The organism is Pseudomonas sp. gcc21 (genome assembly GCF_012844345.1).
GTDB lineage: Bacteria > Pseudomonadota > Gammaproteobacteria > Pseudomonadales > Pseudomonadaceae > Halopseudomonas.
On sequence record NZ_CP051625.1, the window covers coordinates 1,182,079 to 1,207,848 of the forward strand.

Here is a 25,770-nt window from a genome sequence, read left to right on the forward strand (position 1 = left end):
CCATGAAAAGTCTGTTGATTATCAGCCGCCACCCGCCAGCCCGTCTGGCGGCCCGTGAAGCCCTGGATCTGGCGCTGGCTGCGGCGGCCTTTGGCGTCCCCACGGCATTGTTGTTCATGGATGACGGCGTGCTGCAGCTGCTCAAAGGCCAGGACGCCAGCCAGATCAACCGCAAATCTCTTGCCACCAATCTGCAGGCGCTACCCATGTTTGGCGTCGAAGAAATCATGGTGTGCCAACACTCGATGGGAGAGCGCGGCCTCGCCGGCGCTCAGTGTCTGCTGGATGCCCGTCCTGTTGAAAGCGCCGAAATCGCCGCCCTCCTCGACCACTATGATCAAGTTGTTACGCTCTGATGCTGCATATACTTCGTCACTCGCCAGGTAGCGAGACGCGCTTCGCCAGTTGCCTGCGCGGCCTGGGTCCTCAACAAAGCCTGTTGCTTCTGGAAGATGCCGTATACGGCTTGCTGCCACGCTCAAGGACGCTGGCTTCGCTCCAGATACTGCCCGGTAGCGTGCGCTTGTATGCCATTGAAGCGGATGTGCTGGCGCGCGGCATTGCGCTGGATGATCTGCCGGAACGCTTGAAACTCATCGATTACCCGGCCATGGTGCAACTCTGCGTCTATCACTCGAAAGTGGTGAGCTGGTGACCGCTATCACGGTAGAGGGCCGCTCTGTTGCGGTCGACAAGGAAGGTTTTCTGGTTGACCTTGGCGACTGGTCAGAACCGATCGCCATAGCCCTGGCGCACGCGGAGGGTATTACGCTCGGGGATGAGCACCTAGAGGTTATCTACGCCCTGCGTCGCTTCTACGCCGAATATCAGCTGTCACCGGCCATGCGACCGCTGGTCAAATATATCGGCCAACAACTTGGCCCGGAAAAAGGCACCAGCCTGCATTTGTTACGGCTGTTCCCAGGGAGCCCGGCGAAGCTGGCCAGCAAGATCGCAGGCCTGCCAAAACCGGATAACTGCCTCTGATGCGGAGCCGCCTGGATGGATAACATTCAGAGCGTGCTCGGCATCGCGATGGCCGTGATGTACTGGCTGCTGATTGCGCTGGTGACTGCTCGGGTTATCGCGCGGCGAAAGCCGGTAAGCGTGACCCTGGCCTGGCTGCTGGTGATATTCATCGTGCCCATTCTAGGCGCCGTACTCTACCTGCTCGTCGGCGACCTGAACCTCGGTCGCAAACGCGCAAGCCGTGCCGAAGCCATGGTCGAGCCCTACCTGCGAAGCCTGCACACATCTTTTCCGACCGACGTTTCGCTGCCCGGTGGCCAGCTCAGCCTGGCGATCAACCAGCTGCTATCTACCCAGATTCATATCAGTGCGCAGAGCTACCAATCGCTGGACGTGCTGGACGCACCCGAGGCTATTTTTGATCGGCTATGTGACGACGTGCGTCGCGCACGTCATTGCATCCGCATAGAAACCTATATCTGGTATCCCGGCGGACGGGTTGATGAACTGGCGCACGCATTGATCGAAGCGGTTGGCCGCGGGGTGAAGATCTATCTGCTGATTGACCATGCCGGTAGCCGCCCCTTCTTCCGGTCGCCCTGGCACAAGCAGATGAAGGCCGCGGGTATCGAAGTGACCGCCGCGCTGCCGGTGCGGTTACTGCGCGCGCTGGTTCACCGGATCGATCTGCGCATGCACCGCAAGCTGATTGTGATAGACGATGCTGTCGCTTACACCGGCTCCATGAACATTGCTGACCCGGCGTTCTTCAAGCGCAAAGCCAGGGTTGGTCCCTGGATCGATATCATGCTGCGGATCGATGGTCAGGCTGCCGCAGGTCTGGCCAAAGTGTTTGCCTGGGACTGGGAGGTCGAGACCGGCCAGCGCCTTCTGCCGGAGGTTGGCAATACGCCGGACAATCCCAACCAGTGGCTCATGGTGTTGCCCTCCGGTCCGGGTGTCGGCGAAGACCTTATCGGACACGCCACGCTGACCAGCATCTATCGCGCCAATCACAGCATCGTCATCAGCACGCCGTATTTTGTTCCCTCGGAAACCATCCTCGAGGCCCTGTGCCAGGCCGCGCATCGAGGCGTCAAGGTGCAGCTATTATTGCCGCGGCGCAACGATTCGCTGATGGTGGGCTGGGCCAGCCGCTCGTATTTTGAGATTCTGCTGCAGGCCGGGGTGGAGATCTTTCTGTTTGACGGCGGGTTGCTGCACACCAAGGCCATGTTGATGGATGAGCAACTGGCCCTGGTGGGCAGCGTCAACCTCGACATTCGCAGCCTGCAACTGAACTTCGAGCTGACCGTCGCACTGACCACCCCCGAAAGCTGCGCGCATATCCGGGCAGTGCTGGATGTCTATCAGGCGCGCAGTGAGCAACTGTTATTAAGTCGTTGGCAACAACGCAGCAAGGCCGCTCGCGGGCTGGAAAGGCTGATGTATTTCATGAGCCCCCTGCTCTAAGTTCGAACTGAACTCATAACTGGCTTTCAATAGGCAACCAACCCAGCAACCAGGCACTAACGCGGCGCAGCATCGAGGCCCCCGGCTCGCTGGTCCAGGTGTGTCCTTCGGCGTGCCAGTTGATGTCGCCACCCTCGTCCAGCTGCAAACGAAATGCGTAGCTCTCTGAGGTCCAGCGCTCAAAAAGCTTGGCTGCCTGCGCGGCAAGCTCAGGCTGCTCGACAAATACGCCTGATTCGGTATTCAGCCAGAGCGAGCGGGGATCCAGATTGATCGAGCCTACAAACAGTTCTTTCCGGTCGAAGACAAAAGTCTTTGCGTGCAAGCTGGCCAGCGACTCACTCAGAAAGGGGCTGGCCCGCCCCTGCTGTCCGGCGATCGGACGCAGCTCCCACATTTCGGCACCCGCTTCAAGCAATGGCTTTCGATACGGGGCGTAGTTGGAGTGTACGGCCAACAGATCGGTACTCGATAGCGAGTTGGTCAGCACCTTAAGCGCCGCATCAGCCATTACTTTATCCACCAGAAACGCCTGGCCCTGCGCTCCCGGAATCAGATACGCAGTCATCAGCAGCAATTCATCTTCGGCGTCTTCGGCGCGACGAGCCAGTTCATACGCCACGTGTGAGACATCCTTGCGCGGCTCCCTGGGGTCAGCTTTCTCCGGCGGATCATATACCCACTGAGCTGGCCCCCAATACCAGCGCAGCGTGTCGTTGTTGAGCACATGCCGGTATGGCGATTCATTCACGCCGTCCAGGTAACGACGGGTATCAACACGTCCGACCGTTGAACGGATGTTCCTGCGCAACTGCACCAGCGAGCTGTTAGCCGGTTTCCCCGCCACCGCCTTGATCGGTATCGCGCTGGGGCTGTTCCAGAATTCGTCAAAGCTGCGGCTGACGTCGCGGGTGATCGGCCCTATGCCAAGAATGTCCACGTCGTGAAAGGTCATTTCGCTCAGCGCGTAATATTCATCGCCGACATTGCGGCCACCGGTTACAAAAACGCTGCTATCGGCGACGACCAGCTTGTTATGCATGCGGTAATTGATACGCGCGAACTCGGCGACCTTGCTCAGGTTGCGCAGCCACTTGTGGCGAAAGGTCAGCGGGTTGAACAGACGCAGCTGAATGTTCGGATGATGATCAAGTGCCGAGACGCTGAAATCAGCCAGGCCATTACCGATGTCATCGAGCAGAATACGCACCCGCACCCCACGATCCGCGGCCGCCAGCAGATGATCCGCCAGCAGGGCTCCGGTGAGGTCCGAACTGTAGATGTAGTACTGCAGATCGATGCTGTGCTCGGCCATATCGATCATCTGCAGCCGGCTGGCCAACGCATCCGATCCGTTGGCTAGCAGCCTGAATCCTGACAGCTGGGTGTCGTCCGGCTGGCGCGCCTGGACATAGCGACTCAAAGACGAATCCTGATCAACCGGCAAGGTATAGCTTGGCGGCGAATCATGCGTGGGCAAGGTTGTGGCGCACCCGCTCAGGGTCGCCGTACAGAACATGAGGACTACAACTACCAGTCTATTCACATGGTCTCGCTTAGGATCCATTAGGTTTTGCCGCTAGCAGAGACGTGGCGAGAGCAGTTTGATAATCACTTCAAACGGCGACACGCGTGACTGTCGGCTTCCATCAAAGAGGACACGAAGCATGCAAGGAAGTGCCCGTCGCTGCAAGTTTCGCAGCGTTCCGAGCGGGTTGATCACGTGATTGAAACCCGCGATGGGGTACATCGCGTGTCTTGTATCTCAATCAGTTGCGGGGCTGATCGATCACGCCGAGCTGATACTCGGTACTACGGGTGCCGCGCGTATGAATCAGCATGTAGCCCTCCATGGTCGGCGTCAGATTGTTCCGCTCTGCGGCGGTGAACAGCGCTCGCCAGAGCATCCCGGAGTCGGCGTCCTGATCGTGCGCGATAATCCGTAACGCCTTGCTCGCAGGCTTTTGTTCAACCTGGTAGCGCCACGCTGAGGTCGTACCGGCCGAGACCGGAAAGGCCACCCCTGTCTTGAGCTTCTCAGCGTTGCTTTCGCTCAGATCATCGAATACCAGCGTCAGTGGGCCCTTGATCTCACCCTTGCCGCGCCGCACGGCAGCAGTACCGATTGACCGGGCCATTTTCCCAAGGTCCTTGCGCAGACGCTGCGGGTGTATCTCCATCCTTTGGCCGAACAGCGTCATAGCGGGACGATCGATGAGTTTCACCCGATATTCCTGACCGGCTTCGCTGATGCTGATCTCCTCGCCGCGACGCAGGTCCGCCCGCGCCTGCAAGGTAGCGGGTGCAGGCGAATAGCTGGCGGTGCACAGAGGGTCCTGCAAGCGGGTGCGCTGCGCATCATCCAGCTGACCGTTCTGCGCCAGCAGTCCACACACCTGGTCACTGTAGCCAACCCATTCCATACGCGTTGCACCCGCAGCAATCAGCAGGTCAATGACGCGGCCGCCAGCCTGTTTCGCAGCCAGCGTCAGTGCGGTCTGCTGACCAGCCGCTGCCTCTGCCCGGTCCGGCCCGCCTGAGCCAGCATCCGGTTGTTTGCGGGTTTGTCTGTGCACATCAGCGCCCTGCTCAAGCAGCAACTTCACGCTGTCCGGCTGATCGAGCTGGACGGCGGTCATCAGCGCGGTTTTACCCCAGTCATTGGGCTGGTCCGGGTCAAAGCCGTGACGTAACAGCAGTTTCAGCGCCTCGGGGTTGCCGACCGCTGCCATGACTGCGGCATTACCGTCTGGCCCCCTGCCCCGCTGGGCACCCATTTCTGCGGTTTCGTAATCAATGAAATCGCTGATCACATGTAGCGGCGCGTTGTTCAGCAGAACACTGTGCAAGGTGGCGAACTGGCGGCCCTGCTCCAGCTCACCGGGCTGCGGCGCAATGGCATAGCGCGGCCGATAACTGGCAAAAGCAGCCAGCGGCATATCAGGTACGTGCTGCGGTGGCTCAAGGTTATCCATGCTGCGCGCGAGGCTGGCGTGAAACAGCAGATCAGCCGCGGCCGTGGCCTGAGCGGCTTCCAGGCCTTGATCGCGGAACATCTGCTGCAGTTCCAGATAAGCCGGCTGCATCATCGGCAATACGCGACGATAGATCCGCTTGTTGCCCAGGTTGCGCTCAGACCAGTCGAAGAAGGCCTCCAGCACTTCATCGTTGCGCTGCTGGAGGGCCGCCATGCGCCCGTAGCGGGCTAACGCGTCCGCCCCGACCAGAGGCAGATTGAGCAAAGTCCACTGCTGCTCCTTCCAGGTCTGGAAGTTGTCCCGGCGCTCATGCTGCGCATATTCGGCCAGCGGATCGCCGGCAAGCCTGTCGAGTTCGGTTTGCAGCGCTTGATAGGCGGGCAAGCCGGCCAGCGTATTGGTGCGCGGCGGGGTCAGATAGCTCTGATACAGACACAGGGGTTCGAGCTGATTGCCCTGCAGCCGATAAAGGCCGGCATAGGCGGACTCGCCCCGCGCTGCGGGCGAATAGAATCCCCAGCTTTCATTTACCAGCACCAGGGTTTGGCCAGCGTGCTCAAGCACATCAATCGAGGCGTAATCACCTGTCTGAGATGACGATGCGTGCGCGCGGCCGCCATAGTTCGGCTGCTCGGCAACCCAGAGCGGCAAGGTTCTGTGATCCAGGACGGGCACGCCATCGACGCTTACGCCGCGGGCCCTGCGCTCATAACCGGCATACAGCCCGGCATCATACAGGTTGACCGATATGTCGGCGGCACCGACCTGTGTTTGCTGAGTGCCTGCATGGCTGCCGGCCAATGCCTTGAAGCCGGGCAATGCACCCGGATCGGGAAAGCCGTCACGTTGCAGCTCGCGGTTCAGCGCGGCGCCAGTGGCTTCGCACATGCTGTGCCCACGGTTATCCACCAGCCGGTACTCCGCATACGATGACCAGGCATGCGCCTCCATCTGGGCCTGCGGCTCCGGCACGGTCCAGTTGCTCAGATGTCGAGCGCGCTTGCGATACATGGACTCCAGGCAGGCAATCGCCTGCGCATCCGCCTCGCCTGTACCCGTCTCCTCAGTCAAGCCACACTGCCCGGCTCGGGACAGCATCCAGCGACGCTGATTGGCCTCGAGCAACAGACCGCCGGGCACGTCCAGCTCGCGCAGCTTTTGCCGGTATTGGTCGATCAGTTGGTGATCCAGTCGGGAAAGCGGCTCGCTGGCGCAGATCTGTTGATGCACCGCCGGCAAGGCACCGCTGCAGGCGAAGCTGGCCAGGGTTTGCGGTTTCGGTGCGTAGCTGCGCGGCGTGTTGTCGTGAAAAGGCACCGGGCCGGAAACCGGCTCGGATACACAGCCACCCAACATTGCAAACGCCCCGGCCAATACAGCGCTCCGTGGAACAATCAGTACAGCCATGGTCAGGCTCCTAATCTATGAATATTGCTGTGCCATACACCGTGTAGCGCGACGCGCCCTGATTTGGCGGTGGCGGAAAGGGACCGGCCAGACGTATCGCCCGCTCGACGGCGTCATCCAGTACGGCATCGCCACACGGGTCGATCTCGAAGGAAATCATCTCGCCCTGTGCATCCACCAGAATCTCGTAAGGGATATAGCAGCGGCGCTTGAAATCCTCGGGGTCGCCCTTGTAGCCCGGCGGTGGCTTGTACGACGAACCGGGCGGCCGTTTGAGATTGGCGATGACCCTGTTCTTTACCGTATCCGCGTAGCCTGACGGCACCGGCCTTCCGCGACCGGGCGACGTGCTTGGCGCGGGCGCAGGCGGCGCAGCCCAATCGTTATTCGCGCCGAAGGAATGCACCGGCGGGCCCTTGGGTTTTGGCGCCGCAGCAGCTTGCTGGCGCGGTGGCGTTGGCTTTGCCGGTTCGGGCTCGGGTTCCAATTCTGGTTCTGGTTCGGGTTCGGGTTCGGGCAAGGGCTCAGGTTCAGGCTCAGGTTCAGGCTCAGGCTCAGGTTCTGGCTCGGGCTCTTCCGGCAGCTCAACCAGTTCCACAGCCACTACGTTCGACTCCGGAGCCGTTGTGTGGCTGAATCGCCCACTGCCGAGCCATACGATCAATGCCGCGTGCAGTATCACCGATACCACTATCACACCTGAACGAACCAACCAGCTGGCATGTGTGCTGGCCATATTCATCAGGGTGTCAGCTCTTCGGTCGCTACCAGGCTGATGCGTGTATAGCCGGCTTTCTGTAGCGTGTTCATCACCCGCATCAGGGTGCCGTAGTCAACAGCCTGATCACCCCGCAGAAACATACGCGTCCCGGTCTGCCCGCCGGTCAGGGTTGAAACCAGCGAAGCGAGTTCGCCCAACGCAACCGGCGTTTCCTGTACAAACAGCTCACCGCCAGGCTGGACGCTGACGTACACCGGATCAGCCGGTGGCGGACTGGCCGTCGAGGCATTACTGGGCAGATCGACCGGCACGTCAACGGTGGCGAGCGGCGCTGCCACCATGAAGATAATCAGCAGCACCAACATCACATCGACGAAGGGCGTGATGTTCATTTCGGCGTTCTGGTGGTAGTTATGCCGCTTGACCATGGGGCCGGAGTTGAACTGGATGCTCATCTCAACGTCCCTCGTCCAGCTGCCGTGACACAGAGGCGATCATCTCCGCCGAGAAATTATCCAGCGAACCGACGAAGCCGTTGATGTCGCGGGCGAACTTGTTGAAGATCATCACTGCGGGAATCGCTGCGAAGAGCCCGAGGGCGGTTGCCAGCAACGCTTCGGCAATGCCCGGCGCAACCACCGCCAGACTGGCGGTCTTCAGGGTGGCGATACTGGCAAAACTGTTCAGGATGCCCCATACGGTGCCGAACAGCCCGATGAATGGGGCTGTCGCGCCGATTGTTGCCAGCACACCCATCATGGTGCCCAGCCGTGCAAGGTCGCGCTCCTGAACGATGCTGGAGGTGAGCGACATGCGCTGCAGCAAGCGATTGATCTGGTCGGCATTGGCCTCGCCATTACGGTGCCGGCCGAAGTGCTTGAGTTCAGCCTGAGCGACCTGCCACATCCGGCCCATAGGGCTTTTGTCGGCCTGCTCGGCCAATGCTGCCGTTTCACCTTTGCGAAACGCCGCGAGAAACTGTTTGTTGCGACGCCGGGTACGATTGAAAACGATCACCTTCTCCATCAGTACCGCCCAGGTCAGTAGCGAACAGCAGACCAGCAGTATCATCACTGCTTTGACCACTACATCGGCCTGCAAGAACATCTCCCGCGCGCCAAATCGTTCTGCCTGGGCCGCGCTCCCCGCCTCGGCAGACGCTGCATTGCTTTGCACAGGCTGGATCTGAGCCGCTGGAGCCTCGGGTTGTTGCGCCAGTACCGCACCGGTCATACCGCAAAGCACAATCAGCACAGCTAACGCGGCCAGTCGCATACGGGCCTGCCAACGGGCCGCACGGTTGAGGATGATACTCGTCTGCATGGAAACCTCTTTTATCGTTGTTATCAGGCTCAGCCCACTTACTGGAAGAACAGTGACGGGTCTGAGTTCAAAGATTGAGCAAAGCGTGCAAATCGGCGACGTAACGTGCGAAGGCCTCGCGTCCGGCGGGGCTGAGCCGCACCCGCGTACGCGGCTTCTTGCCGGCGAAGTCCTTGGTGATCTGTACGTAGTCGGCGTTTTCAAGCGTGCCCAGATGTGCGCCCAGATTGCCGTCGGTGGCTTTGACGATGGATTTGAGCGCAACGAACTCCAGCCACTGCTTCGCCTCGAGCGTATTCAGGGCGGCCATGATCTTCAGGCGAACCGGCTGATGGATGATTTCGTCTGGACTGTGCATGTCAGTAGTTCCGCAGCCACAGACCCGAGACCATCAGCGTTCCACCGCAGGCGAAGGCCATCCACCCCCAGAACCAGGCACTCAGCCAGAGAAACCCGGACAGGCTCAATATGGCGAGCAGCGCACCGATCACCAGATAGCGCGGCCTGAGCTGCACGCCGCGCAGAATGTACAGTGTGGAAACAAATAATGGCGCGAGCATCGAGCCCTGCTCGGCGCTTAATGGCCACATGACGATATGGATGAGTATGCAGAGCAGCAGGATGCTGCCAATGAGCGCGAGATAGCGCCAGGCAATACCGGGAATATCAGGGTTGGTGCGGCGGGCAATGGCGCTGCCTGCCAGCAACCCAAACACAACTACCAGTACCCAAACGAGCAGAATGTATTGAGGAAAAACCGCACTCAAGGCGAAGCCGATGAAATAGGCAAAACCCCAAAGCAGCAACTGGCCTGACTCGGCCCGGTAGTCCTGAAAGCCGGCAGCACGGGCCTTGATCTCAGCAATTTCCCGCAAGGCGCGGGCGGCCTCTTCGGCAGATGACCCCATAAACTCGGAACTCTTGTTATTCGTTATGCAAAGTACTCTATTTAATAGAGCGAACGAAAACAAGTATCGTCTCGAATTTTTAATTTATGATTTTGTGATCCAGTAGAGAGACAGAAACCCGAGACCATGAGTCTTCTCAATACAAAGGTATGGGAGAGGCGATCGCGACAACGACGGCAGCGCGCTTTGGGTTTTCTGGCAGGTCGTCTGAAACCAGCGGTTCAGCGCCAGCCGCTGGCATTCCACCAGTCGATTGCCTGGCGACTGATCACCGCCACTGGCAAGGTTGCATCCACAGTCAATACCCGCGGTTCGTTATCCGGTCTTTGCAAGGTGGAAAACTGGCTGCTGATCAGATTCAGGGACATGAAATGCCCCCTGCGCAAAGCAGAACGCCGTTGTACTTCAGCCTGATCGATATCCAGAAATACGAAGCCCAATCCTGGAATGGCCTCACGCAGCTGCTCCCGGTAGAAACGCTTCAACGCCGAGCAACTCAACACCGGCTTCTGCCCCGCCGCTACCGCGCTAACCAGCAACTTACCGAGCTGTCGGAGCCACTCCAGACGATCCTCATCATCCAGCGCGATGCCACTGCGCATCTTCTCGATGCTGGCTGGGCTGTGAAACTGGTCACCTTCAATGTGCACACCACCTGCGCCCTCGGCGATCGCCTCGGCGATAGTGCTCTTGCCACAGGATGTCACGCCCATAACCACCAATGCATTTATACCCTGCTGCATACATTTCCCCTCTGCGGTACCCGTTTGTGCCAGGGGCGCTCGTTTCAGAGATAATCGATTAACAACTCTCTGGCCCAGGTTTCAAGCGGCTGGTACGTCTGTAGGCAGCCATCGTCCAATCTTGCAATGCGAATGAAAGGTTGCTCGAGACTGCTGTTGTCAATCACATGTACTTCATTGGCGAGCGCCAGCGCACGGTGGACATTGCTGAGCGTGCGAGGAATACGCGATTCGATCTTGGCTTCAGGTACGGCGTGGCCGCCCTCGCTCACGCGCTGCGCAACCCGGGCCTTGTTCAAATCAGAGCATTCGAGATAAATAAACACCAGAATAACCTGATAGCCAAGCGCTCTGGCCTCTGCGACGAAATCGATCTTGGAAGGATGCGAGAAAACGGTCTCGTAGCAGAAGGTTGCGCCCTCCTGCAGTAGTTCATAACGGATAACTTCGGCCAGCCGCGCCGCTCGATAGCTGGCCTCCTCCGGATTGTCTGGCGACAGATCGCGGGCAATATTGTCGGCGTTGATAAACACCATGCCACGCGGTTCGAGGAACAGGCGGTAAAAGGTGCTTTTACCCGCCCCGTTGCCACCGGTAAGGATCCAGAGCTGCTTTTGCGGCGGCATGGTTCAGAGGCTCATCCTTGCAAAGGCACGAACTGACCATCACGGAACCGCCCGGTTTCGACGCGCCCGTCCGGATGGTGTTGCTCAAGCAGACCAGGCATTGACCGACTGGCCTGATAACGGATCGTCGATGCGCTGACTTGGTCGCCAAGCGTTCCCGTGGCGCGCGCCAGATCAACCTCTGCAAACACATCATCAGACGCCACCGGCTCGGCGCGTACGGGCTCGACGCGAATCCGCGCCAATCCTTCTCTTATGGCAAGCAATGCCCGTGCATCCAGGTCGCGCTCTACTGCACGGCCGATCTCGGCCCAATACTCGATCTGGCGCGGCGTGGTGCGCTTTTCCAGGCTACCCTGCGTCGCGGCGGCCACAACCAGTTTCTCATCAAGTCGAAGCGGTGAAGACGTAGCCATAACCTTTCTCCTGATCAACAGACACTCGCACCATAGCAATTGTAGCGCGCCGCTACAAGCATGCTGAACCAGTGATAAAAGCGGGTCAGAACCCTTCGCCAGCCAGGCGGTCAGCCAGATCCTCAAGGATTTCGAGCCCCTGCACATCGGTATCCAGCCAAGGCAAACGCGGCCGCGGCAGCGCGGCAAAGGTTTCATCAATGCGCTGCAAATAGGTCGCCTCCTGGTGCCGCCGGCGTTCAAGGAAGGCACCATCGGCTTCAACCGGTATGACGCGATTGACCAGCGTGGCGACCACCGGGATCCCGGCGTCCTGCAGCGTGGTAACCGCTCTTGCGGTTTCCAGAATCGGCAGTCGCTCCGGTGTGAGAACAAACATGAACCCGCTCTGGGCTGCGTCTTCCAGCTGGCGACGCGCCTGATGGAACAGCCTGCGCCGGTTGAGCAGCGTTTCCGCGATGTCCCGTGTACGCTGGTCGAGCGCGCTCAGCGCGTCTTCCTTCGGATCATCAAAGGGAGAACTCACATCGCGACCGGCCCTGGGCGTCAGGTGTTTCAGCACCTTGCCCAGCTGCTCGGACTTGCGGTTATGCGTGAGCAGGCCATCAGTCCAGGCGGCCATTGCCTCCGGCAAGGTCAACAGGCGCAGGGTGTGTCCCGTTGGGGCCGTATCGAAAATGATCAGGTCATAGGCAAGCTCAGGATCGGTAATCAATCGCGCGATTCGCTCAAGCAATGCCGCTTCCTGCGCCCCTGGCGATTGGCGGGTCAGCTGCATCTGGCGCTTGAGCTCATCCATCATTTCCGGCGCCGCGAAGCCGCGCATCTGCGCGGTGACGCGCGCAAGATGCGCCTCGACCTCGATATCCGGATCGATTTCCATGGCATCGAGATTGGGCAGCAGGCGACGCGGTGTATCGTCCAGCTGTTTGGCGAACACATCGCCCAGGCTGTGCGCGGGATCCGTGGAAACGATCAGGCAGCGCTTGCCTCGGCGAGCAGCGAGGACCGCCAGGGCGGCCGAAACCGTGGTCTTGCCCACACCGCCCTTTCCCCCCACCCAGACCAGGCGGCGGCTCAACAAATCAAACATGTGTGTACCTCTGCGGGAAGATCAGCAACAGCGGAAATGATCCAGCGGGGAATGTTCCATACCCTGGCGCTTGTGCCAGTCGTGGAAGCGCTCGAGCAACAGTGGCTGCAGCTCGAGCGTGTAATAAGCCGCGGGATTGGGCACGCCCATCATCTCGGCAAACACCAGCAGCATGAAAAGATCATCTTCATCACGCCGGGCGCGGGCGATCGCGCCGCGATAACGGGTGCTGTACATCTCTTCAAGAAAAAAGCGCGCCTGGCCTAACCAGGCACGCCATTCGGAGGGTGTCTTGTCAGACATCAGCTTTCCGATGCCGCCAGGGCACGGTGACGTTTCAACGCAGCGGCGCATTCCAGTGCCACCAGAATCGCAGCGACCAGCACAACGATATCCAGACCGAGCAGGAACCAGTTGCCCGTTTCATAGAAGGTGCGCAGCTGGAACAGCAGCGCGACTACGGTCATCACCAGCAGGAAGCACAGCGGCGCCAGGGTGAACCACATGGGGCGACGCAGATGCACCAGCATGACAGTGATCACCAGTAGAGTCAGACCGGCCAGCAGCTGGTTGGTGGTGCCGAACAGCGGCCAGATGATCATCCCGCCGGAACCATCCGCCCCGCCTGCACCGAATGCAAGCAACAGACAGGTGCCCACGGCCAGCAAGGTGGCCGGCAGCGGCTTGGTCATCCACTCCTGCTTATAGATCTCGCCCCACTCCTGGAAGATGTAGCGCTGCAGGCGCAGGCCGGTATCCATCGTAGTGCCGGCAAACAGGGCTGCCATTACCGTCAGCAGCGTAGCCGCCGTCACCTCTGGAACGCCCAATCCGTTATGGATGATGAACGCGCCACCTTCAACAAAGGCCTTTACGCCGCCCTGGCCGAAGGCGCTGTACATCGCCTGCCAGTCAGCGAGGCTGGCAAAACCAGCGGAAGCGACCAGGATTGCCGCAAGTGCCAACCCGCCCTCGCCTATAGCGCCGAAATACCCGACAAATCGTGCATCAGGCTCGCGGTTAAGCTGCTTCGAGGTGGTACCTGACGACACCAGACCATGGAAACCGGAGATCGCGCCGCAAGCGATGGTGACAAACAACAGCGGCACCATGGAGGGCGTACCGGCCGGCACGTCGATATTCAGCATCGGCGCGATCATGGTTGGGTTGAGCAGCACAATCGCGCCGTACAGCACAATCAGCCCAACGAACAACTGCAGTCCGTTGATGTAATCCCGCGGCTGCAACAACACCCACACCGGCAGAACAGACGCGATGGCCGCGTACAGGAACAACAGCAGTATCCACATGGCGTTGCCGGACATGCCAGCCACCTCGGCGGGCATCTGCAGCGGCACCGACGGCCCAACCCAGATCATTGCATAGAGCGCAACGACGCCCAGTACCGAGACCACGGGCAGTGACAGAATCCGGCGGTAAATCAGCTGGCCGATGATCAGCGCGACAATGATCGCGCCCCATACCGGCACCACCGCCGTCGGGAAGCTCATCATCAGGTTTGCAATCACCACGGCAAACACTGCGTTGACCATCAGCAGCACAAGGAAGATGACAATCATGAAGATGCTGCGTGCGCGCTTGCCGACTACATCACCGGTCAGCGAGCCAACCGACCGTGCCTTGTTGCGCACGCTCGCCCAGATGGCACCGGTATCGTGCACCCCGGCAAAGAAGATGGTACCGAATACGACCCAGGCAAACGCCGGTGCCCAGCCCCAGATCACCGCAATGGCTGGCCCGACAATGGGTGCTGCGCCCGCAACGGAAGTGAAATGATGCCCCCAGAGAACGAATTTATTGGTCGGAACGAAATCAATCCCGTCCTCGAATTCATTGGCGGGGGTTCGGTAATCCGGATCCAGACGGTAGATTTTCTCAGCAATGAATTTGGAGTAAATGAAATACCCCAGGGCCATAAGAACCAGGCCGATCGCCAGCAGAATCGCGGCACTCATGTAGTGCTCCTTAATTATTGTTAGAGGATGTCTGAACTATCACACCGCAGGGCAAACGGCGGCGTGATGTTTCAGATGCTTCCTTAGCATCAGCTCAAGCAGATTTCGGGCGGACCCGAAACCTGTTTAATATAGTCATATAGTCATTATTCAGCCATCAGCCCAGCCCAAAAAAGCAACATGGGCAAGACAGCTAATCGTGCTCGACGTAAATCAGTTCATCAGTAGCGAACCCCAACTCGGCAGCGCGGGCCTCAAAGGCTTCAATCTGCTCGTCACTGACCTGCGGTTCGCGCGCCAGTAACCACAAGTAGTCAGTATTGTTGCCGGCTACCCATGCGTGCTGATAATCCTCGTCGAGCCCAAAAATTGCATAGGAGCTGTAGAACGGACCGAAGAAAGAGACCTTGAGGTGACCGATATCCTCTGAATAGACGAAGTAACCTTTGCCTTCTGCTTCGCTCCACTCCCTCTTCTCCTTCGAATAACCGCGGTTCAAGACGCGAATACCGCCGTCTTCACGCAGGCTGTACTCAGCCGTAACCTTGCTCAGCCCGCGTTCAAAAGAATGATCCAGGCGGGCAATTTCGTACCAGGTCCCCAGATAGCGATCGAGCTCGAAATCACTCACCGGCTCGACTTTATCTGGCAGGCTGACACAGCCAACCAGCATTGAAACGCCCAGTGCGGCCAATCCGTTACGACACATCATTGTTGTGATCCTCTCTGTGTAGGAAATCCAATATTCGAGTCATCACTGACTGTGTCGCTTCCAGTTGTTCTGCCGACACCGAGCTGATCTGCGCAGCGCTCTGAATAAAGGCACCTTCTTCTGCCAGCGCTTGGGCATCCGCTTCGACAAACGCATTGACCAGTTCAGCAGTCGCTTCAAGGTGAAACTGCAAACCTATTACCCTATCCCCAAACTGAAACGCCTGGTTCTCGCACACACTGCTTCGGGCCAGTCGGACGGCCCCTGCAGGCAAATCGAAAGTCTCGCCGTGCCAATGCAGTACACAGAGTTCGTCTGGCAAGTGGAAACAGGCAGGATCATCAGGCCGGATGCCCTGTACCGGGAACCAGCCAATCTCAGGCTCGCTGGCGCGAAAGATCCGGGAGCCCAGTACGTCTGCGATAAGTTGTGCCCCGAGACAAACGCCGAGAACGGGAATCCCCGCCTCGATAACCTCGCGGATAAACTGCTTCTCAGAGACCAACCAGGGATAATCGGCTTCGTCGTTCACACTCATGGGGCCGCCCATGATGATCAGCAGATCCAGCTCACTCACCTTCGGCAGCAGGTCCTGCGAATACATATGAGTGGATGTAATGCCATAGCCCTTGCGCTGTAGCCAGGTCTCGATCGAGCCTGGCCCTTCAAAATCTGCATGTTGCAGGTAGTGTGCGCGCATGGAGCATCCCTGTGTCACGGTTGTGTAACGCTAGGCACCAGCATAGTTGCTCAGGCTGATGGCAGCTATTTTCAAAGCCAGTGCCGCTTGCGGAAGAACACCACCAATACCAGCACCAGCGAGAGCATGAGTCCTAATACAGCTGGATACCCGTAGACCCATTCAAGTTCCGGCATGACGTCAAAATTCATCCCGTAGACCCCTGCGATAAAGGTCAGAGGCATGAATAAAGTGGCGAAGATGGTCAGGACCTTCATCACTTCGTTCATACGGTTGCTGACGCTGGACAAGTACAGATCAAGCATGCCGATCAGTAGCTCCCGCAGCGTGTCGACCGTATCGATGACATGCACCGCATGATCGTACACGTCTCGCAGAAAGAGCTTGGTTTCGGCGTTGATCAGGGGGCTTTCATCCCGTGAAAGGCGCGACAGGACTTCCCGCAGAGGCCAGATTGATTTGCGTAGAAGCAGCATTTCACGCTTGAAGTGGTGAATCCTGGCGAGAGTCGCCGGGGTCGGATTATCAATCAGCTCGTCTTCCAGCGCTTCGATCTGGTCGCCGAGATGCTCCAGCAACACAAAGTAGTGATCCACCACCGCATCCAGCAACGCATAGGCCAGATAATCAGCGCGCATAAAACGGATGCGTCGACCCGTGCGGAGCCGCTCTCGCACCGCATCGAAGACGTCGCCCGGGTGCTCCTGCAGCGAAATCACATAGCCATCGCCCAGCACCAGGCTGAGCTGTTCGGAATGGATCTGTTGGCGTTCGGTATCGAATCGCAGCATTCGCAGCACGATGTAGAGATAACCATCGTAGTCCTCGACCTTCGGACGCTGGTCGGTGTTGAGGATGTCCTCAAGCACCAGAGGATGCAGCGCGAAAGTCTGGCCGATCGCATCGATGAGTTCCGGCTGGTTCACGCCATCGACGTTTAGCCAGGAGACGCGGTCGCCATCCTTGTACTGGCTCAGCTCCCCAAGGTCGGTGAGGGTGTCGTCGGTCAAATGCTCCTGATCATAATCGATCACCCTGATCGGCGTCGCACCGTTATACGCTCTACCGATGTGCACCAACGTGCCTGGCGCCGCCCCTACCTTACGGCCACGCTTGACCACGATTTTGCGAGCCATGTCCTCTCCTTTGGAATTGAAACGGCGACGCCCTCTAGAGCACGCCCTGCGCTTGCCCCTTTTCGCCTGGCTCGAACCACTTCAGACGCTCATGCAGGCTTACCACCTCGCCAACGATCAGCAAGGTCGGCGGGCGAATCTCGGTGTTGCGCACCAGCTCCGGCATGGTCGCCAGCGTACCGATCAACACTTTCTGGTTGATCGTGGTGCCCTGCTGAATCAGCGCCATCGGCGTCTCACCGCCTCGACCATGCTCAATCAGCCGCGCGCAAATCTCCGGCAGCCCTACCAGGCCCATATAGAACACTAGGGTCTGACCAGGCGCGACAAGATCGGCCCACGGCAGGTTGGTCGAACCATCCTTCAAATGGCCGGTTATAAAGCGTACCGACTGGGCAAAATCCCGGTGCGTCAGCGGAATACCGGCGTAGGTCGAACAGCCACTGGCTGCGGTAATGCCGGGTACCACCTGAAACGGAACGGCGTTGGCCGTCAGCTCCTGAATCTCTTCACCGCCTCGCCCGAAAATAAAGGGATCGCCGCCCTTTAGGCGCAGCACCCGCTTGCCCTCCTTCGCCAGACGCACCAGCAGCTGGTTGATCTGCTCCTGGGGCACTGCGTGGTTGGCGCGCGCCTTGCCGACGTAAATGCGTTCCGCATCACGCCGGCACAAATCGATAATCGCGTCGGGTACCAGGCGATCATGCAGCACCACATCGGCCTGTTGCATCAGCCGCAGCGCGCGAAAGGTTAGCAGATCCGGATCTCCCGGCCCTGCACCGACCAGATACACCTCCCCGGTATAGCGTTGGCCGGCCTGATCGCCGAGCTGACGCTCGAGAAGCGCTTCAGCCGCCTGATCCTGGCCGGCGAAAATCCGTTCGGCTACATCGCCCTGGAACACGTTTTCCCAGAACACCCGGCGCTGATTGATCTGCGGGAACGTCTCTTTAACGCGACTGCGAAAGCGTTTGGCGAGCTGCGCCAGCTTGCCGTAACTGTGTGGAAAAAGCGTCTCGATGCGCGCCCGCGTCAGCCGCGACAATACCGGCGCATGGCTGCCGCTGGAGATTGCGATCATCAGCGGCGAACGGTCGACAATGGCCGGAAAAATAACGCTGCAGAGTTCCGGTGCATCCACCACGTTGACCGGCAGATTCATTGCCTGGGCCTCTGCGGACACCTGCGCGTTGAGCGAACCGTCGTCTGTCGCCGCGATCACCAGTTGTGCACCCTCAAGGTCGGCCTGCTGATAGGTGCGCTCGGACCATTCGCCGCCAGACCGATCGACTAGCTCTTTTAACGTTGGCTCAACGCGTGAGGCGATCACGCGCAACACAGCGCCGGCTTCGCACAGAAGCCGCGATTTGCGCAGAGCTATTTCGCCGCCGCCGACCACAAGCACCAGACGTCCTTGCAGGTTGTGAAACAGGGGTAGGTAGTCCATGGAAACCTCTGGGTTAGTGATGAGGGCACGCGGGTTGGCTGGCGGAATGCCCGCACTTCATAACAGCGCCCTCGCCTCGCAGCGGATGTTTCGTCCGACTGCTAGGCACCTTGGCTTAGCCGATCTTGTCGATGCCACCCATGTAGAGCTGCAGCGCTTCGGGAATGACAACGCTGCCGTCAGCCTGCTGATAGTTCTCCAGCACTGCCACGAGCGTGCGCCCCACAGCCAGACCAGAACCATTCAAGGTATGTACCAGTTCTGGCTTGCCGGTTTCCGGATTGCGCCAGCGGGTCTGCATACGGCGGGCCTGGAAGTCCGCGCAGCTGGAACAGGAGGAAATTTCACGGTATTTGCCCTGACTCGGGATCCAGACTTCCAGGTCATAGGTTTTTACAGCGCCGAAGCCCATGTCGCCAGTACACAGCGCCAGCGCGCGGTAAGGCAGCTCGAGTCGCTGCAGGATATCTTCGGCGTGCCCGGTCAGCTCTTCCAGCGCCTGCATGGACGCGTCCGGGCGGACTATCTGGACCATTTCGACCTTGTCGAACTGATGCTGACGGATCATGCCGCGGGTGTCGCGTCCGGCGGAGCCGGCTTCACTGCGGAAACAGGGCGTGTGCGCGGTGAGCTTCATTGGCAGCTGATCGGCACCGAGTATTTCACCACTGACCATATTGGTCAGCGAAACTTCGGCGGTCGGAATCAGATACAGATCCCGCTGATCATCCCCACGCGGTACCTTGAATAGATCTTCCTCGAACTTGGGCAGCTGGCCTGTGCCGAGCAGCGCGTCGGCCTGCACCAGATACGGCGTATAAACCTCTTCATAGCCGTGCTCATTGATGTGCACGTCCAGCATGAACTGAGCCAGGGCACGGTGCAGCCGGGCGATAGGACCGCGCATAACTGCAAACCGCGCGCCGGACAGCTTGGCCGCCGTTTCGAAATCCAGATAGCCGTAACGCTCGCCCAGTGCGACGTGGTCCTGGACTTCAAAATCGAATTCGCGTGGTGTGCCCCAACGGCGCACCTCGACGTTGTCATCTTCATCCTCGCCCACCGGCACACTTTCGTCGGGCAGGTTGGGCATGATCAGGAACAGCGCGTCCATTTCCGCCTGAACGGCGTCCAGCTCCTGCTTTGCAGCGGCAAGCTCTTCGCCCATACGGTCAACGTCGGCCAGCAGCGGCTTGATGTCTTCACCACGTGCCTTGGCCTGGCCGATCGATTTGGAGCGGCTGTTACGCTCTGCCTGCAGCGTTTCGGTGCGCGTCTGCACTGTTTTGCGACGGGACTCCAGCGACTCCAGCGCAGCGACATCGAGTTTGAAACCGCGGGTGGCGAGGCGTTCAGCGATCTGCTGGGTTTGACTACGGACCAGTTTCGGATCAAGCATGGGTCATCACTTATTGGTTTTGGGTGGCAGCCTGGCGCGTCAGCGGGTCAGCGACAGGCCGGCCCAGGTGGCGATCAGACAGATGCACACGCTGAGCAGGATGTATGAGAGAGCCGTCAGGCCCTCACCGTTCTCGAACAACCGCAGGGTATCCAGCGAGAACGTGGAAAACGTGGTGAACGCACCGAGGAAGCCGACAAACAGCCCTTGGCGCAATAGCGGCGAAAATTCCGGCCGGTGCAGCCACAGGCCGTAGAGTATACCGATGATCAGGCAGCCGATCAGGTTAACGGCGAAGGTGGCAAGCGGAAAGGATCGCGACCAGTAGGCGGCAATCCATTGCGCCAGTCCAAATCGCGCCAACGCGCCCAGTGAGCCGCCCAGTGCGATCACTGCGATAGTCCTTATCACCGATCGGTTCTCCGTTTGACCGTGCTCTGCTCATCCAGCTGACGCAGGTGATCCAGCTTCTGGGATATCTTGGATTCGAGACCGCGATTGACAGGATGATAGTACTGGCGCGGCTCGAGCTCGTCCGGAAAGTAATCCTCACCGGCGGCATAGGCACCCGGCTCGTCATGAGCGTAACGATAGCCCTGACTGTAACCCAGCTCTTTCATCATTTTCGTAGGCGCGTTGCGAAGGTGAAGCGGCGGCTCATGCGAAGGCTGGCTGGCAACATCCTTCATCGCGGCGTTGTAGGCCTTGTAGACCGCGTTGCTCTTCGGCGCGCAGGCGAGATAGACAATGGCCTGGGCGACGGCCAGCTCACCCTCCGGGCTGCCCAGGCGTTCCTGGACGTTCCAGGCATTCAGGCACAACTCAAGGGCGCGCGGGTCGGCATTGCCCACCTCTTCGCTGGCCATGCGCACGACGCGCCGGGCGATATAAAGCGGATCACAGCCGCCATCGATCATCCGCGCGAACCAGTACAACGAGGCATCAGGATTGGAGCCGCGCACTGATTTGTGCAGTGCGGAGATCTGGTCGTAGAAGGCCTCACCGCCTTTGTCGAAGCGCCGGCGCGTGTCGTTGAGCAGGTCACTGACCAGAGTGGTTTCGATAGTGCCGCCGTCCGGCACCAGATCGGCAGCAATTTCCAGCAGGTTCAACAGCCGGCGCGCATCGCCGTCTGCGGCGCCGAGCAGTATCGTGCGCGCCTCATCGCTGATGGCCAGCCGGTGCTCGCCCAGCCCACGCGCGTCACTCAGCGCGCGGTTGAGCAGATCGCTCAATGCCTCATCGTCCAGCGACTTCAGCACATATACCCGTGCCCGCGAGAGCAAGGCGTTGTTCAGCTCGAAGGACGGGTTCTCCGTCGTTGCTCCAATGAACAACAGCGTGCCGTCTTCCACGTATGGCAGAAAGGCGTCCTGCTGGGATTTGTTGAAGCGGTGAACCTCATCGACAAAAAGGATAGTTTGCCGGCCGTTCTGAGCGGCCTGCTGCCGGGCAGTTTCGACCGCCTGGCGAATATCCTTCACCCCGGCAAGGACCGCCGAGATCGTTACGAAATGGGCATCAGTCAGCGTGGCGAGCAGCTTGGCCAATGTCGTTTTACCGACACCCGGGGGGCCCCAGAAGATCATCGAGTGCAGCGCGCCCTGCTCCAGCGCGACCCGCAAGGGGCGCCCGGGACCGAGCAAGTGGGACTGACCGGCATACTCATCCAGACTGGCCGGACGCATGCGCGCGGCCAGTGGCTGGTTGGGTGCCGGATCGTCGAACAGCCCCTTGCTATTCACTGATGACATCGACTCCTTCAGGGATTTCGAATGTGAATCGGCTATCGGGCAGCGACGGGTTCAGTACCACGTTCTGAAACAGAATATTGGTGCGCTGACCGACCGGATCGCTCATCTGCATGTCGTTCAGTACACCGTCTCGGAAGGATAGCCGCAGGTTGTCGAACATCGACTCGTTGTCCTTTGGCTCAAGCACGAAATCCTCAACGGTGCCGCCCTGATTCCAGCTGATGGTAAAACTCTTTTCAATGGTACTGACATCCCCCGAGAGCAGCAGCGCCGGCGTATGTGACATGCGCTGATCCAGTTGCTGGATGGTGACCTGTTCGAGGTCCGGGTCGTATAGCCATATTTTCGTGCCGTCCGAGACCAGTTCCTGCTCCAGCGGCGGATTGGTGTGCCAGCGGAACATGCCGGGGCGTTTGACCTCCAGCGTACCCTGAGTTTCTTGCATGCTGGCGCCGTTGGAGCTGAGCGTCATCTGCGAGAAGTCCGCGGTAATGGTCTGTGCGGCGGACAACAGTTCATTGAGCCGTTCCGCCGCCTGCTCCTGTCCCTGAGCCGCGGCCGTGAACGGCAGACTGACGAGACACAGCGCAGACAAGGTCGAGCGCAACAGGTTTTTCATCATGATATGGACAATTCTCCGCGTTAATCGCGCACGGGCGGCGGCGCGATCACTTCGCGCGAGCCGTTGGTATTCATGGGTGTTACAACGCCTGCCATTTCCATCGTCTCGATCATCCTGGCAGCGCGGTTATAACCGATTTTGAGCTTACGCTGCACTGCAGAAATCGAGGCGCGACGACTTTCGGTAACGAAGCGAACGGCCTCGTCATACAGCGCGTCGGTCTCGCTGTCATCGCCGCCCCCGCCACCGCTGCTATCGAAAGCACTGGCCCCGCCATCATCAACGCCGTCGAGAATATCCTGAATATAATCCGGCTCGCCGCGCAGCTTCCATTCATCAACCAGACGATGAACTTCCTCATCTGATACGAAGGCGCCGTGCACCCGCACCGGCAGGCTGGTCCCCGGTGGCATGTAGAGCATGTCGCCGTGCCCGAGCAGCTGCTCCGCACCACCCTGATCCAGAATGGTACGCGAGTCGATTTTGCTGGATACCTGGAACGCCATACGCGTGGGGATGTTCGCCTTGATCAAGCCGGTGATGACGTCAACCGATGGCCGCTGTGTAGCCAGAATCAGGTGGATACCCGCCGCACGCGCTTTCTGTGCGATCCGCGCGATCAACTCTTCAACCTTCTTGCCGACGATCATCATCATGTCGGCGAACTCGTCGATCACCACAACGATGGTCGGCAGCGACTCAAGCTCGGGCGCCTCATCATCCATGGATTCGCGACGATATAGCGGATCGGTCAGCGGCGTGCCGGCCTTCTCCGCGTCCTTTACCTTGCGGTTGAAGCCAGCCAGGTTACGCACGCCCATGGCCGCCATCAGCTTGTAACGTCGCTCCATCTCCGCCACGCACCAACGCAGCGCATTGGCCGCCTCTTTCATGTCGGTTACGACCGGCGCCAGTAGGTGCGGAATGCCTTCATAGATCGACAACTCGAGCATTTTCGGATCGATCATGATCAGTCTCACCTCTTCAGGCTGCGACTTGAACAGAATACTCAGGAGCATCGCGTTCACGCCGACCGACTTACCTGAACCGGTGGTACCGGCGACCAGCAGGTGCGGCATCTTGGCCAGATCAGCCATGACCGGATTTCCGCCGATATCGTGCCCCAGCGCCAGCGTGACCGGCGAATGCGCCTCGTCGAACTCACGCGTCTGCAGCACCTCAGATAGACGTACGATCTCGCGGTCCTCGTTGGGAATCTCGATGCCGACAGTGGTCTTGCCGGGAATAACCTCGACCACGCGCACACTGATCACGGCCAGCGAACGTGCCAGATCCTTGGCCAGGTTGGAGATCTTGCTGACCTTGACCCCGGCGGCAGGCTGAATTTCAAAGCGGGTAATCACGGGCCCCGGCTGAACCTTCTCAACCTCGGCCTCAACGCCGAAGTCCTTAAGCTTCAGCTCCAGCAGGCGCGACATTCCTTCAAGCGATTCGGCAGAAAATCCCTTGGTTTTCTTGCTTGGCGCATCAAGCAACGAGATGGGCGGGAGTGAACCGGGCTCGACGCTGTCAAAGGTAAGCTTGGATTGCTTTTCCTTCTGCAGGCGGCTGCTCGGCTCGACCGGCTTTTTCTCCGGCGGTACGATTTCCGGCGGCTGACGGCTCTGCTGAGACTCTACATGACGCTCAAGCGAATGCTGACGCTCGGCGCGTAAATCGTCGGCACGCTGCTTGTCCTCTCGGGAAATCGACGGTTCTCGCCGCGGTGCAGGTGTGCGTGCAGGCCGCGCCGGCTCCTCGCGCTCGGACCGGTCATCGGCGCGGCGTGAGCTCCAGCTGTTCCATGCACGCTTCACCAGGTCGAGTAGATCCAGCGTAATCCGGCCGGTAAGATCCATGACCTTGAACCAGGACAGATTGGTGAATACGGTTATCCCGAACAGGAACAGGGTCAAAAACGCCAGCGTGCTGCCATGCAGGTTGAGCGCCGGATAGGCCAGATCCCGTAGCAACTGCCCGAGTATCCCGCCGGCACCTGCGCCATCAGGGAAGCTGGCCGGCGCTGTGCCATGCAAGGCGGCCAGCGCGGTACCGGCAAACAGCGTCAGAAAGAATCCGATCAGGCGCCAGGAGAACAACCAACCGTTCCAGATGAATGGTTGATGCCGCCGTCGAAACATCTGCCAGACTTTGACTGCGACGATCACTGGAAAGAGAAACGCCAGATAACCTAGCGCCAGCAAAAGGACGTCAGCGATCCAGGCGCCCATCTGGCCCCCGGCATTCTGCACCTGCGAGACATTGCCGCTGTGCGTCCAGCCTGGATCACTGAGATCGTAGGTGAATAGCGCCATGCACAGGTACAGGCACAGGGCGATCATAGCCAGCAGCGCGCCTTCGCGAAGTCGCAGGCTCAGCTGTTCGCGCACCGCTAGATGGGCTGCTTTCTGGGATCGGGTATCCTTCAACGTTCTGGCTTCCGTCATTGTTCAGGGCGCTATTGTACGGCCTACCGCGGCTGAATTCACAACCGCCGGCGGTCGGAGGCAGGCTTGCCTGCGTTTTGCGTAATCGAGTAAACCTCGTTCGCACATTTGCGCTTGATACGCTCTAAGCACTATCTTTAATTGAGACAATAACTTATATCATCTTGCTGATGAAAGGTCTTATGTATCAACGAGTCGGTGAGACGCCATGAGTCAAATTAGCTGGCTTAGCCCCAACAGCCTGGACTTTCCCTCTGCAGAGCACGCACTGGCAGACCCGAACGGGTTGCTGGCGGTAGGTGGCGACCTCTCCCCCGCCCGCCTCGAACGCGCTTATCGGCTGGGAATATTTCCCTGGTATCAGGAAGGCCAACCTCTGCTGTGGTGGAGCCCGGACCCACGAACCATACTACGCCCCGAAAAGCTGCACGTTTCGCGCAGCATGCGTAAATTTCTTCGGCAAACGCAATTCACGGTCACACTGGACCAGAATTTTCCGGCAGTCATGGCGGCGTGTGCGGAACCCAGGGACTACACTGATTCAACCTGGATCACAGCCGATATGCAGGCAGCGTATTGTGAACTGCATAAACGCGGCATCGCCCATTCCGTGGAAGTATGGGACGACGAGCAGCTAATCGGCGGCTTATATGGCGTTGCGCTGGGCAAGGTGTTTTTCGGCGAATCCATGTTCAGTCGCCGGACAAACGCCTCCAAGACCGGCTTCATTTACCTTGTCGAGCGGCTGGGCGATTGCGGCTTTGAGCTCATCGACTGCCAGATGCCAACCGACCACCTGTTCAGCTTTGGCGCGGAAAGCATTCGTCGACGCGAATTCAGATCGCTGCTCATGCGGCTCTGTGCTGACGGCACGCCCGACTGCTGGCGGTTTTTTTGATGGGGCTGAATTACCGACCTAT

At 59.3% G+C, this 25,770-nt stretch carries 27 protein-coding genes; 5 read left to right on the top strand and 22 right to left on the bottom strand.

The features are described 5' to 3' along the window. The first annotated feature begins 2 nt into the window (after positions 1-2). The 4 genes from tusC to cls are packed head-to-tail and all read left to right on the top strand — an operon-like array spanning position 3 to position 2,442. Positions 3-356, top strand: coding sequence for a sulfurtransferase complex subunit TusC (tusC, locus tag HG264_RS05585; protein WP_169406727.1), 354 nt, complete (start codon positions 3-5; stop codon positions 354-356). Then, positions 356-655, top strand: a complete 300-nt coding sequence (gene tusB, locus HG264_RS05590; protein ID WP_169406728.1) for a sulfurtransferase complex subunit TusB — start codon at positions 356-358, stop codon at positions 653-655. Before tusC ends, tusB begins: the two co-directional genes overlap by 1 nt. Continuing rightward, entirely contained in the window at positions 652-987 is a 336-nt protein-coding gene (locus HG264_RS05595; RefSeq protein ID WP_169406729.1) for a TusE/DsrC/DsvC family sulfur relay protein, read from the top strand. The genes tusB and HG264_RS05595 overlap by 4 nt, the downstream gene beginning before the upstream one ends. 15 nt (positions 988-1,002) lie before the next feature. Next, positions 1,003-2,442, top strand: a complete 1,440-nt coding sequence (cls, locus tag HG264_RS05600) for a cardiolipin synthase (RefSeq protein WP_169406730.1) — start codon at positions 1,003-1,005, stop codon at positions 2,440-2,442. Between the two features lie 13 nt (positions 2,443-2,455). On the opposite strand, the gene HG264_RS05605 is transcribed toward cls, so the two are convergent. The 22 genes from HG264_RS05605 to HG264_RS05710 all read right to left on the bottom strand — a co-directional run bounded on the left by HG264_RS05605 (position 2,456) and on the right by HG264_RS05710 (position 24,850). Continuing rightward, entirely contained in the window at positions 2,456-3,988 is a 1,533-nt protein-coding gene (locus HG264_RS05605) for a phospholipase D family protein (protein ID WP_169406731.1), read from the bottom strand. A 223-nt stretch (positions 3,989-4,211) separates the two neighbouring features. Beyond that, the gene (locus HG264_RS05610; RefSeq protein ID WP_169406732.1) at positions 4,212-6,827 is read right to left on the bottom strand and encodes an ankyrin repeat domain-containing protein; all 2,616 of its coding nucleotides are present in this window, start codon (positions 6,825-6,827) and stop codon (positions 4,212-4,214) included. Between the two features lie 10 nt (positions 6,828-6,837). Then, on the bottom strand, positions 6,838-7,569 hold the full coding sequence (locus HG264_RS05615) for a TonB C-terminal domain-containing protein (protein WP_169406733.1): 732 nt from the start codon (positions 7,567-7,569) through the stop codon (positions 6,838-6,840). Next, positions 7,569-7,976 (bottom strand): biopolymer transporter ExbD, encoded by a 408-nt coding sequence (locus HG264_RS05620; RefSeq protein WP_178102829.1) that lies wholly within the window; start codon positions 7,974-7,976, stop codon positions 7,569-7,571. The genes HG264_RS05615 and HG264_RS05620 overlap by 1 nt, the downstream gene beginning before the upstream one ends. A 28-nt stretch (positions 7,977-8,004) precedes the next feature. Next, positions 8,005-8,871, bottom strand: a complete 867-nt coding sequence (locus HG264_RS05625; protein WP_169406735.1) for a MotA/TolQ/ExbB proton channel family protein — start codon at positions 8,869-8,871, stop codon at positions 8,005-8,007. Positions 8,872-8,938: 67 nt separating this feature from the next. Further along, positions 8,939-9,229: a transcriptional regulator gene (locus HG264_RS05630; RefSeq protein WP_169406736.1), complete on the bottom strand. Its 291-nt coding sequence runs from the start codon at positions 9,227-9,229 to the stop codon at positions 8,939-8,941. Between the two features lies 1 nt (position 9,230). After that, entirely contained in the window at positions 9,231-9,779 is a 549-nt protein-coding gene (locus HG264_RS05635) for a hypothetical protein (protein WP_169406737.1), read from the bottom strand. Positions 9,780-10,000: 221 nt separating this feature from the next. Next, a complete protein-coding gene (locus HG264_RS05640) occupies positions 10,001-10,522 on the bottom strand; it encodes a gluconokinase (RefSeq protein ID WP_169406738.1) in 522 nt (173 codons plus the stop codon). Positions 10,523-10,566: 44 nt separating this feature from the next. After that, the gene (locus tag HG264_RS05645; protein ID WP_169406739.1) at positions 10,567-11,148 is read right to left on the bottom strand and encodes an AAA family ATPase; all 582 of its coding nucleotides are present in this window, start codon (positions 11,146-11,148) and stop codon (positions 10,567-10,569) included. Between the two features lie 11 nt (positions 11,149-11,159). Then, the gene (locus tag HG264_RS05650; protein ID WP_169406740.1) at positions 11,160-11,564 is read right to left on the bottom strand and encodes a hypothetical protein; all 405 of its coding nucleotides are present in this window, start codon (positions 11,562-11,564) and stop codon (positions 11,160-11,162) included. 85 nt (positions 11,565-11,649) lie between these two features. Next, complete coding sequence (locus HG264_RS05655; RefSeq protein ID WP_169406741.1) at positions 11,650-12,657, bottom strand: ArsA family ATPase; 1,008 nt, start codon at positions 12,655-12,657, stop codon at positions 11,650-11,652. Between the two features lie 21 nt (positions 12,658-12,678). Beyond that, positions 12,679-12,960, bottom strand: a complete 282-nt coding sequence (locus tag HG264_RS05660; protein ID WP_169406742.1) for a cory-CC-star protein — start codon at positions 12,958-12,960, stop codon at positions 12,679-12,681. Beyond that, positions 12,960-14,633 (bottom strand): carbon starvation protein A, encoded by a 1,674-nt coding sequence (locus HG264_RS05665; RefSeq protein WP_169406743.1) that lies wholly within the window; start codon positions 14,631-14,633, stop codon positions 12,960-12,962. Before HG264_RS05665 ends, HG264_RS05660 begins: the two co-directional genes overlap by 1 nt. 193 nt (positions 14,634-14,826) lie before the next feature. After that, entirely contained in the window at positions 14,827-15,345 is a 519-nt protein-coding gene (locus HG264_RS05670) for a lipocalin family protein (RefSeq protein ID WP_218573047.1), read from the bottom strand. Continuing rightward, positions 15,332-16,045 (bottom strand): type 1 glutamine amidotransferase, encoded by a 714-nt coding sequence (locus HG264_RS05675; protein ID WP_169406744.1) that lies wholly within the window; start codon positions 16,043-16,045, stop codon positions 15,332-15,334. The genes HG264_RS05670 and HG264_RS05675 overlap by 14 nt, the downstream gene beginning before the upstream one ends. A 71-nt stretch (positions 16,046-16,116) precedes the next feature. Next, positions 16,117-17,181: a magnesium/cobalt transporter CorA gene (gene corA, locus HG264_RS05680; protein ID WP_169406745.1), complete on the bottom strand. Its 1,065-nt coding sequence runs from the start codon at positions 17,179-17,181 to the stop codon at positions 16,117-16,119. 34 nt (positions 17,182-17,215) lie between these two features. Next, complete coding sequence (cysG, locus tag HG264_RS05685) at positions 17,216-18,628, bottom strand: siroheme synthase CysG (protein WP_169406746.1); 1,413 nt, start codon at positions 18,626-18,628, stop codon at positions 17,216-17,218. A gap of 115 nt (positions 18,629-18,743) precedes the next feature. Further along, positions 18,744-20,027 (bottom strand): serine--tRNA ligase, encoded by a 1,284-nt coding sequence (serS, locus tag HG264_RS05690; RefSeq protein WP_169406747.1) that lies wholly within the window; start codon positions 20,025-20,027, stop codon positions 18,744-18,746. Positions 20,028-20,066: 39 nt separating this feature from the next. After that, a complete protein-coding gene (gene crcB, locus HG264_RS05695) occupies positions 20,067-20,438 on the bottom strand; it encodes a fluoride efflux transporter CrcB (RefSeq protein WP_169406748.1) in 372 nt (123 codons plus the stop codon). After that, positions 20,435-21,781, bottom strand: a complete 1,347-nt coding sequence (locus tag HG264_RS05700) for a replication-associated recombination protein A (RefSeq protein WP_169406749.1) — start codon at positions 21,779-21,781, stop codon at positions 20,435-20,437. Before HG264_RS05700 ends, crcB begins: the two co-directional genes overlap by 4 nt. Further along, positions 21,765-22,400, bottom strand: coding sequence for an outer membrane lipoprotein chaperone LolA (gene lolA / locus HG264_RS05705; RefSeq protein ID WP_169409021.1), 636 nt, complete (start codon positions 22,398-22,400; stop codon positions 21,765-21,767). Before lolA ends, HG264_RS05700 begins: the two co-directional genes overlap by 17 nt. Positions 22,401-22,423: 23 nt before the next feature. Beyond that, a complete protein-coding gene (locus HG264_RS05710) occupies positions 22,424-24,850 on the bottom strand; it encodes a DNA translocase FtsK (RefSeq protein WP_169406750.1) in 2,427 nt (808 codons plus the stop codon). Positions 24,851-25,058: 208 nt separating this feature from the next. On the opposite strand from HG264_RS05710, the gene aat reads away from it, so the two are divergent. Continuing rightward, complete coding sequence (aat, locus tag HG264_RS05715; RefSeq protein ID WP_169406751.1) at positions 25,059-25,748, top strand: leucyl/phenylalanyl-tRNA--protein transferase; 690 nt, start codon at positions 25,059-25,061, stop codon at positions 25,746-25,748. Positions 25,749-25,770 lie beyond the last annotated feature (22 nt).